Annotated in this window: 15 protein-coding genes; all 15 read right to left on the reverse strand. The window is 36.1% G+C overall.

The annotated features are described in order from the left end of the window. Window positions 1–1,526: adenosylcobalamin-dependent ribonucleoside-diphosphate reductase (locus tag HPY60_11005; GenBank protein NPV51705.1), on the reverse strand; the 1,526-nt coding region annotated here is incomplete at its 3' end. A gap of 15 nt (window positions 1,527–1,541) precedes the next feature. Next, the gene (locus HPY60_11010; protein ID NPV51706.1) at window positions 1,542–1,859 is read right to left on the reverse strand and encodes a nucleoside triphosphate pyrophosphohydrolase family protein; all 318 of its coding nucleotides are present in this window, start codon (window positions 1,857–1,859) and stop codon (window positions 1,542–1,544) included. 48 nt (window positions 1,860–1,907) lie between these two features. Next, entirely contained in the window at window positions 1,908–2,369 is a 462-nt protein-coding gene (locus tag HPY60_11015; protein ID NPV51707.1) for a hypothetical protein, read from the reverse strand. Window positions 2,370–2,739: 370 nt separating this feature from the next. Next, the gene (locus HPY60_11020; GenBank protein NPV51708.1) at window positions 2,740–3,273 is read right to left on the reverse strand and encodes a hypothetical protein; all 534 of its coding nucleotides are present in this window, start codon (window positions 3,271–3,273) and stop codon (window positions 2,740–2,742) included. Window positions 3,274–3,323: 50 nt separating this feature from the next. Next, on the reverse strand, window positions 3,324–4,025 hold the full coding sequence (locus tag HPY60_11025) for a hypothetical protein (protein ID NPV51709.1): 702 nt from the start codon (window positions 4,023–4,025) through the stop codon (window positions 3,324–3,326). 71 nt (window positions 4,026–4,096) lie between these two features. Continuing rightward, window positions 4,097–4,849: a hypothetical protein gene (locus HPY60_11030; GenBank protein NPV51710.1), complete on the reverse strand. Its 753-nt coding sequence runs from the start codon at window positions 4,847–4,849 to the stop codon at window positions 4,097–4,099. 48 nt (window positions 4,850–4,897) lie between these two features. Continuing rightward, on the reverse strand, window positions 4,898–5,254 hold the full coding sequence (locus tag HPY60_11035) for a hypothetical protein (GenBank protein NPV51711.1): 357 nt from the start codon (window positions 5,252–5,254) through the stop codon (window positions 4,898–4,900). A gap of 11 nt (window positions 5,255–5,265) precedes the next feature. After that, window positions 5,266–5,607, reverse strand: coding sequence for a VRR-NUC domain-containing protein (locus HPY60_11040; GenBank protein NPV51712.1), 342 nt, complete (start codon window positions 5,605–5,607; stop codon window positions 5,266–5,268). Next, on the reverse strand, window positions 5,604–5,804 hold the full coding sequence (locus tag HPY60_11045; GenBank protein NPV51713.1) for a hypothetical protein: 201 nt from the start codon (window positions 5,802–5,804) through the stop codon (window positions 5,604–5,606). Before HPY60_11045 ends, HPY60_11040 begins: the two co-directional genes overlap by 4 nt. 14 nt (window positions 5,805–5,818) lie before the next feature. Next, entirely contained in the window at window positions 5,819–6,328 is a 510-nt protein-coding gene (locus tag HPY60_11050; protein NPV51714.1) for a lytic transglycosylase domain-containing protein, read from the reverse strand. Then, window positions 6,306–6,506, reverse strand: a complete 201-nt coding sequence (locus tag HPY60_11055; protein ID NPV51715.1) for a hypothetical protein — start codon at window positions 6,504–6,506, stop codon at window positions 6,306–6,308. Before HPY60_11055 ends, HPY60_11050 begins: the two co-directional genes overlap by 23 nt. Beyond that, entirely contained in the window at window positions 6,493–6,891 is a 399-nt protein-coding gene (ssb, locus tag HPY60_11060) for a single-stranded DNA-binding protein (protein ID NPV51716.1), read from the reverse strand. Before ssb ends, HPY60_11055 begins: the two co-directional genes overlap by 14 nt. Then, window positions 6,870–7,097 (reverse strand): hypothetical protein, encoded by a 228-nt coding sequence (locus tag HPY60_11065; protein NPV51717.1) that lies wholly within the window; start codon window positions 7,095–7,097, stop codon window positions 6,870–6,872. Before HPY60_11065 ends, ssb begins: the two co-directional genes overlap by 22 nt. Window positions 7,098–7,152: 55 nt before the next feature. Then, complete coding sequence (locus tag HPY60_11070) at window positions 7,153–7,665, reverse strand: ImmA/IrrE family metallo-endopeptidase (GenBank protein ID NPV51718.1); 513 nt, start codon at window positions 7,663–7,665, stop codon at window positions 7,153–7,155. Then, on the reverse strand, window positions 7,646–8,320 hold the full coding sequence (locus tag HPY60_11075) for a helix-turn-helix transcriptional regulator (GenBank protein NPV51719.1): 675 nt from the start codon (window positions 8,318–8,320) through the stop codon (window positions 7,646–7,648). Before HPY60_11075 ends, HPY60_11070 begins: the two co-directional genes overlap by 20 nt. Between the last annotated feature and the right edge of the window lie 282 nt (window positions 8,321–8,602).

An 8,602-nucleotide genomic window follows, 5' to 3' on the forward strand; every position in this document is an offset into this window, starting at 1 on the left:
TTTGAAATTGCATTGTCTACGTAATACTGGCAAATTGACATAACATCTATGTGTTCCTTCCATGTAAGTTCATAGGCGGTTACAAAAAAGTCTGGTTTTTGGTTAACATCTGCGTTTGGATGCAGTTCCTTGTAAACTTTCCAAGCGTAGTCTTGAACCAGTATTTCCTGCCCATAATTTGGATTTTTACGCACATATTCAAGACAGAAAATAGGTTCAACTCCACTCGATACGTAATCAGCTAACTGACTGATTGAACCAGTCGGTGCAATGGTAAGAAGACATGAATTCCTGATACCATTGTTTTCAATCCCTTTCTTAATGTGTTCAGGGAGTCTTTTTATAAATTCGCTTTCTAAATATTTTTCTTTATCAAATAGCGGGAATGCTCCCTTTTTCTTTGCAAGTTCTATGGATGTCTGGTAAGCATTGTCTCTTATGAATGAGAATATCTTCTGGCATATTTTTTTAGACTCATCACTTCCGTATCTTACCTTTAACATCGCCAGTGCAGAACCAAGCCCCATTACACCAAGCCCAATTCTTCTTTTTAACTCTGCCTGTTTTCTCTGTTCTTCAACAGGATAGTAGCAAACATCTATGGTGTTATCTAGAAAAGTTACAGCTAATCTTATCACTCTCTTTAACTCATTCCAGTCTATTTCAGGCTTTTCCCCGAATGGATTAATTACAAATTTTGCAAGATTTATCGCCCCAAGCATGCATGCTCCATAAGGTGGAAGTGGAAGTTCGCCACAGGGATTTGTTGAGTTTATCGTTTCACAATACCAGAGATTGTTAAGTTTATTAATGGTGTCCAGAAAAACAACTCCTGGCTCTGCCTTTGCCCAGGCATTCTCAATAATCAGGTCCATAATCTGTTTTGCAGGAATTCTCTTGTATTCCTTACCGTTAAAGGTTAAAGAAAATTCACTGTCGTTTTTAACCGCTATCATGAAATCATCTGTAACTCCAACTGAAATGTTAAACTTCTCTAAAACAGGATTTTCAGGAGTATTAAGTGCTTTCGCAGTTATAAAGCTCTCTATGTCTGGATGATCCACATTAAGCACCGCAATCATTGCTCCTTTTCTCTGGTTTACGCCTGATATAGTTCTACTCATCGAGTTCCACATCTCCATAAATGAAACAGGTCCTGATGCAACGGAAGATGTTCCACTTACAAAATCTCCTTTTGGTCTGAGAGTAGAAAAGTTGATTCCAATTCCCCCACCAGCTTTTAAGGTTAATGCAGACTCATATAGAGATTGCATAATTCCGTCCATGCTGTCTTCAATCTCCCCCATTACATAACAGTTCGCAAGCGTTGCCTTAGGATTTTCTGTCCCAGCGTAAGCAAGAATTCTACCCCCTGGAAGGAACTTTAATTCTGACATTATGGCATAGAAATCCTGTTCAAGTTTTGCATTTCCTTGAGAGATTGCTCTGGCAACCCTTTTTAGCGTGTCTTCAGGAGAAATGTCAGTTTTGCTTTTATACTTTTTCTCCCATAAGTCGAGATTCATTTAGGAACCTCCTGTTTATCTGTTGTCTCCACTTCCTTTAAGGCAGTTTCTCTCTTTGCGAGAAAATAGCTTTTCTAGGTTTGTTCGTGCGACGTCTTCCAGGTCTAACCCGAGTTCAAATGCGAGATTAGAAAGATACCAGAGGACATCTCCAAGCTCCTTCTTTAAAGCTTCTTTGTCAATAGAGTTCCCATCTCTGATTACTTTTTTAAGCTTCTCCATAATTTCTCCTGTTTCTCCACAAAGCCCCAACGCAGGATATATCCAGTTAGGCTCGGTTTTTGGATAAATTGCAGTTTGTCTTGCCTTTTCTTGATATTCGCTAAAAGTCATGATATTCCTCCTCGATAATGTTTTTGGAAGAAGCTACTTATTAAGGTCTTATAGTTCCCCTTCCCCCGCTTCTACTCTCTCCCCTTTTTCTACCAGTTTAACAAGCTTTATCCTTGTCCCAATGTTTTCTTCAAGGAACTCCATAAGTTCATCAGTAATTGGATAGATATCTGTAAAATTAATAGCTCCTACTTCTTCAACAGCCTTAAACATCAGCCTCTCAAGTTCAACTTTTGTTTCATTGTCAATTCCTTCAACTACGTGATAATCAAAGCGATTTCCATTTTTCTCCCTGTATGCCAGCAATCCTACTTTTCCGAAAAAACCTACATTCAATTCAATAAAGTAATCTTTCCACTTGAGCACACTTGCAATGTCTGGTTTGCAAGGGACTTTAGAAGGAAAAAGTGAATCTACAACCTTCCCACAATAACCACAAATAAGCTTGTTTTCCACGATTCTACCAAAAGGATGATAGTAGTAACGTTCAAGTTTGTGTTTTTCTGACATAAAAGCCTCCTACGAGATGGTCTTATAAAAAAGAGAAATCAATAAGTAACCATTAAAAGCCATAACATACGAAATTGATCAAAAGAATTTTTTGCTTCTGTTCAAGAAAGTCAACTACCTACGAATGAAATAATCAGATTAATATTATAGTGGCAGATGATTGACAAAAATAAATTAACCTTCTTATAAAATAGGGAATCTACTACAGAAGTAGAAGACAATTTATTCAAAATAATAATCGAATGTTCTTACAATAAAAATTTGAGGAGGTTTCTCTTCAATGAGATTATATTACTTTCTTGTGGTTTTAAAATTTCTGATAAGATACAAAAACTCTACTGTGCATCGTTTTCCTCCTTTTAAAAATTTATTATTTCTTTTCTTGATTTAAAGTCTTTTTTAACTCTTTTCCAAAGTTTTCACAGGCTTTTGACAGGGCATCTTTTGAAATTAAAAAAGCACCTTTGCCTTCGCTTTCTATCTCTTTTTCTACGCCATCTATAATAACAGTAGCAGTTACAACTCCTATTGTTGAAGTTTTCCAGATATTATTTTTTAACTTTACATCCTTTGGCACAATTCTTATTACTTTTGCCTGTGGAGGGAGCATATTTTTATCTTGCTCCTTAAGAATAGCGTAGGTGCCAAATTCTCCACTCTCTTTTAGTCCTTGATACAAACAATCTGCTATGTTTCCTGTTTTTATGTATTTTGTACTTCTGTCTTGTTCTAATTCAACTCTGAACACATGATCACTTATCAGTATAGCTTTATCTGCGTATTGAATATTATATATAGTTCCTTCCTTTTTCCAAAAAAGACTGTGTTCGTAAACTTTAGTGCTACAGCCAGAGGCAAGGGGGATAAGCAAAATAAAGGAAAGTAAAATTTTTACTTTTTTCAAAGCTTCCTCCTTTCTTACAAGTAGATTGTGTTTTTCAGATTGGAAAACCCCTACTGTGCCTGTAGGGACATTCCCCAGTGCTGTGATTCTTTGTCAAACCATGCTTTTATTTCAGGCTCAAGTCTAATCGTAGACAACTCAAACCACATTTTAGCCATACCAATTATGTAATTTCTTTCTGGTGGATTTGCAGGAAACACTATTCCATCTTTTATTTGCTCTCCATTTCTTGTAATTGTAAATTTTGTAAAAATCCACTGTTTTTCAAGAGAGGCAAAGGGGCAGCTTATAACTGTTCCATAAAAGTCATTAATTGTTTCAAACTTGAAAACACAGTATTTAATGTTTTCAGGTATCTTTTTTTCAGGTAAATAAAGCTCATAAAGAGATACATTTTTGTTTTTGTATTCTAAAAGCCATGGGAAAAACTGTATAGAATTAATAAAAAACAATTGTAATGATGTTTTCCCTTCAATATCACTTGTTTTATTTACAGCAGGAAGTGAAAGACATCTGTTTTCAAAAAGTGATTTATAAAGTTTGTCATATCTTAAGTAAGAATCAAATAGAGGTTTATCTTTTTCTGTATCAAAAGCGGTTTTGTCTTCCATAAGTGTTCTTATTTCTTCTCGTAATTGTTTCATTTCGCTGTACAGACTTTCACAAGTTTGCTGATTTTCTGCAAAAGCTACTGAAAAGGAAAGTAAGGTAATAAAAACCACAAGCGGTAATAAATGAAGTTTTTTAAACATAATTGCCTCCTTTTTGAAATTGATTGAGAAAGCTAACGCCCCTACAAATATAGTAGGGGCTTATTTCTTTGTTAGAATATTCCACCTAGCTGAGTTGCAATTCTCTCTGCAATTACTCTTGCGGCTTCATTCTTATCTATATTTGTTTGCTGTGCTGTGCATGCAATCTTGGTTCTGTAAATCTGCCAGTTAGTATTGATTTCCTGTCTTGTATGTATTGTTGTTGCAGATCCTGTTTGTGCATTGGTTATCATTTGTCCTGTAACAGGCTTGTCTGTCTTCTCTCTTAACTCAATGTCAACAACGCCTGCATAGGTTTCTACTTTGATTGCCTTGCCAATGAGAGCCCCACCCACTCCGCCGATCAAACCACCAATTAGTCCAAGTGCAATGGATGTGTCTCTGCTTTGTCCGACTAATGCACCTGTTCCTGCACCAACCAATGCTCCTGTTATACCTCCTTCATGGGTGCCTGTCTGACGAACATAGTCCATGTAAAGAACATTTGCTTGAATGATATAGCCAGCCTGATCAGGGTTTTGAACTACCTGATATCCCTTAGCTGTAAGTCTTCCTGCAATTAAATTCTTAAGCATTTCAGTATCCACTTCCTGCATGTCTGATGTGTTGTTAACTGCGATAAACACTGTTCTGTTCTTTGCCTTCAAAACAGGATCAAGAAATATTGTGTCAGTCATCTTGAGTTTCACTTGCATGTCAGAGTGTTCAATGGCTGTAAGCATGTGTCCACAACCAGTAAGCTGTGTTGCAACAAGGAGTAAGACAACTACAGCAAGGACCTTAAAGATTGGTTTGTGTTGCATAGGTTACCTCCTTTGTTGTGTTTATTTTTCCCTGAATTTTTGACATACTTAAAATGATAACAAAATTATCCCCCTTTTTACAACTCCTTTTACAAGCTCATCTGCAGAAAATACCACATCTGCTAAGTCTTTATTTATTCCCAAAGGATTAGTAACCAAAATGCCTACAATTTTGTCTGCCATAATACCAAATTTTCTTGCTCCATTAGTCACAATTACCTTTTGCGGGGCTTCCGTTTTGCAAAGATTGAAATATTCTTTGATGTTAAAAACAGGAATTAATTCTCCATTGATTTTTATTATTTCTCCCCTGGCAGAATCATAAGGAACTATATCCCAAATTTCTGTTGCTGGTACACCAAATAAAACTCCTTCTACTTGAAAATGCAAATATTTCTCCTCCAATTTGCCCTCCTTTATTCAAAATAGTTTATTACATCATCCAAACTTCTCACTATTAAAGCTACACCACCAAGTGTTTTTACTTTATCCAAAAACTCCTTCTGTTTGTTGGTAAGTTTCCCTTTCTTGCTTTTACACTCAATCGCAACGAAATTTCCTTTAGGAGAACAGGCAATAATGTCTGCACTTCCAGAAAGTCCAACTCTTATTGCTCTTTTCCGTTCTCCATTGCCAATAAATATAACGCCTGAATTATTTCTTATTGCAATAAAACCTTTGTAATACAAATATTCCAAAACAGCTTTAACTAAGTTTTGCTCTTCTCTTTTGTATTTTTTTTGTTTTTCTTTTTTCACATTTCACCTGTGTCTGTTATTCTTTGGCACTGCAAAATGATAGAATTAACCCCTTTGCCATTGTTTATTAATTCCTCTACTGCTTTTTCTATCGCTTCCTCCTGATTGTCTGCCCAAATAATCATTGAAAATATTTTGTCACAATATTGATAGTCTACTTTCCACTTGAATAATCCTGTTTCAATTAGTTCAAACATAGCCTCCTTCTTGTTTATTGCTTTTTCAAATAAGGCTCAAGTACTTTGTACACTTTATTTGCATACTTTACTCTCTTTGTCGTGGATACTGCGTTGTAACATCCTACTGCCTCCCAAGTATAACCGTGTCTGTCAATGCATTGCTTTAGTACCCAAGCACCTACGTAGATGTTGTAGCAAGGATCCCAAAGTTGTTTTGTATCGTAAAGCCCATAATTTTTTAAGGTTGGAATCCAGCTTGAATTAATTTGCATAATTCCAATGTCGTAAGTTCCATTTGCGTTTTTATTGAGTGCAAACGGATTAAAGCCTGATTCTACCTTTGCAATCCCCCATAGTAACAAGGGATTTACTCTGTAGTAGTTTCCAGCAGACTGAATGCACTGAGAAATCTGCTCATATGAAGTGTTGTATCGATTGTATTCAGCGGAATCAGGAAAAGATGGAAAGAATAATAAGAGTAGGGGGAGAAAAAGGACAAAACAGAATAAAATGCATTGGCTACGGCAAGGTAGCCAATGCATTTTTAACTTTTTTCCTGTTTTCTTTTTTTGTTTTCTCGTCTTCAAGTTCCTTTATCATCTCCCTATAGAGTCTTGTAATTCCTGTCTCACATAACACGCAAATTTCTTCTGGATTATGTGTTTTAATCCCACAAATTCTGCACTTGTATTTCTTTAGCTCTGTCTTAGAACGGTTCAAGTGTCGTTGAATCATCGGTAAAGAGCTCCTCTTTAATGGTTTCCTGCTCTTTAGTTTCCTCCCTTTCTCTCTTTGGAAAGAATCTTACATTACTTGCTATCACTTCAACTTTGCTTCTTTTCACTCCATCCTGCTCCCACCTTCTTTCCCTTAATCTACCTTCAATTAGAACTGCCTGTCCCTTTGTAAGATACTGCATGCAATTGTCAGCCTGTTTCCCAAAAACAATTGCATCAATGAAGAGAGTTTCCTCTTTTAATTCGTCTCCCTGTCTGTATCTTGTGTTAACTGCAACTGGAACTGTTGTCACCGCTACTCCCGTCGGTGTATACCTCGTCTCAGGATCCCTTGTAAGATTTCCAATTAGGATGATTTTGTTAAACATGTTTCCTCCTTTCTTTCTATTTGTTGTTGTATTTGTTTAAGTTGGCTTGGATGAACACCCAAAACCTGAACTTTACAGTCTGAATAACGTGCTTTTGCAATTTCAAGGAGTTGTTTGACCTGTTTTTCTATAAACTCCATATCGTCGCTGTCTGCAATAATATATGCCCAGGATTCTTCGTTGAGTTTTATGGTTATTACCTTCATGTAGTATTAAGGACAGATGGTAACCAGTTTGGCGATATAGAAGAAAAGGAAGGAACTATTTAAGATTTAGTTCTTTTAATCTTATCTCCATAGCTTCCTTAGAAACCATGAAGATTTCGGCAAGTTTATCTACGTCTCCATTTGTTTTATAATAATGAGGCAAAACCATGTGTTTAGGCATAAGTAGTTCAGATGCAAATACGTTTGCATATCTTTCCATGATTGCCTTGCATGTTTCAATCTGGCTTACGTCAAGAGCAATTTTTTCTTTTTCGGAGTAAAGTTTCTCTAACGCTTCGTAGTGCTTAAGGCAAATATGCCCAATTTCGTAGGCAATGGTGAAAATTTTTCTTGTGTCAGAACTATAAACGTTTATTGCGATAATAAATTTTCCATTTTTAAGTGGCAATAAACATCCAAAAATTCCATCTGGAAATTCGTCTGAGAATACAACTTCGGCACCTAAGTAGTCAGTAATTCGCAAAACATCTACTGGTGGAGTATGAATTCCAACTTTTTTAAGTAAAATTCTCGCTAGAAGTCTAACATTATCTTGTGGACTCGTCATTTTTTATGACTGTCTGAAGTATGGTCTCAATTGCAGAAATCATTTTATCTAATTGTTCTGGTGGAAGTTTTTTAAGGGATCTCATAAGTTCTATGACGGATTTTCTACCAAGTATAGCTTCAAACTCTTCTGGTATGTATTCAGCTTTTAAGAGATATTCATTTACGTTCCCACCAAGTAAAGTTGCAAGCTTTATTACCTCTGCTCTCTCAAGCCAGCCTTCTCCATCAAGAACCTTTCTTATTCTTTTGTAAGGTATCCCTGCTTCATCAAAAAATTCTGGCGGTTTTACCGCAACGTGTTTTCTGAGTAAATCAAGAAATGCCCTTGGCATGGAACTCTTTACAGCATCCTGTTCCTGTTTTGTCTCTCTTCCCCCCTTTAATCTTAGCTTACTTCTTATCTCCTTTGGGGCTTTAATCTGGGCAAGATAGAAAAAGAACCTTTCCCGTAGTTCCTTCTCTTCCTGTTCGTTTTCTGCAAACACGTGGGCAAGCTTTGCAAGTAGTTCTTCAGAGGGAGTTCTCAGTCCCTTCTCTATATAAGATATGTGAGTGTAGTTTACATCAACTTTTTTACCTAATTCCTGCAACAATAAACCACGCTTTTCCCTGTACTCTCTTATCAGGTTCCCAAGTTTCTCCTCAGGAGTCATAATCGCCCCCAAAAATTCGGTTACTTCGTTGTAGTTAGTTATATAGTATAGCACATTTTAAATTTATTTGTAACAGTTAAAAATAACTGGCTATTTTAACATGAATAGCCAAATAAAAGATTTTTGAAACAACTATTGACAACATAACTAAACATATTATATAATCACAATAAGGAGGACAAAATGACAAAGTTAGTAACAGAAAAAGAAAGAGAAAACTTAAGAAAACAGCTTGTTGAAGCTATGAAAGAATTAAGAGCTAAAGGAATCAAATATGAACAA

The organism is Methanofastidiosum sp. (assembly GCA_013178285.1).
Lineage (GTDB): Archaea > Methanobacteriota_B > Thermococci > Methanofastidiosales > Methanofastidiosaceae > Methanofastidiosum.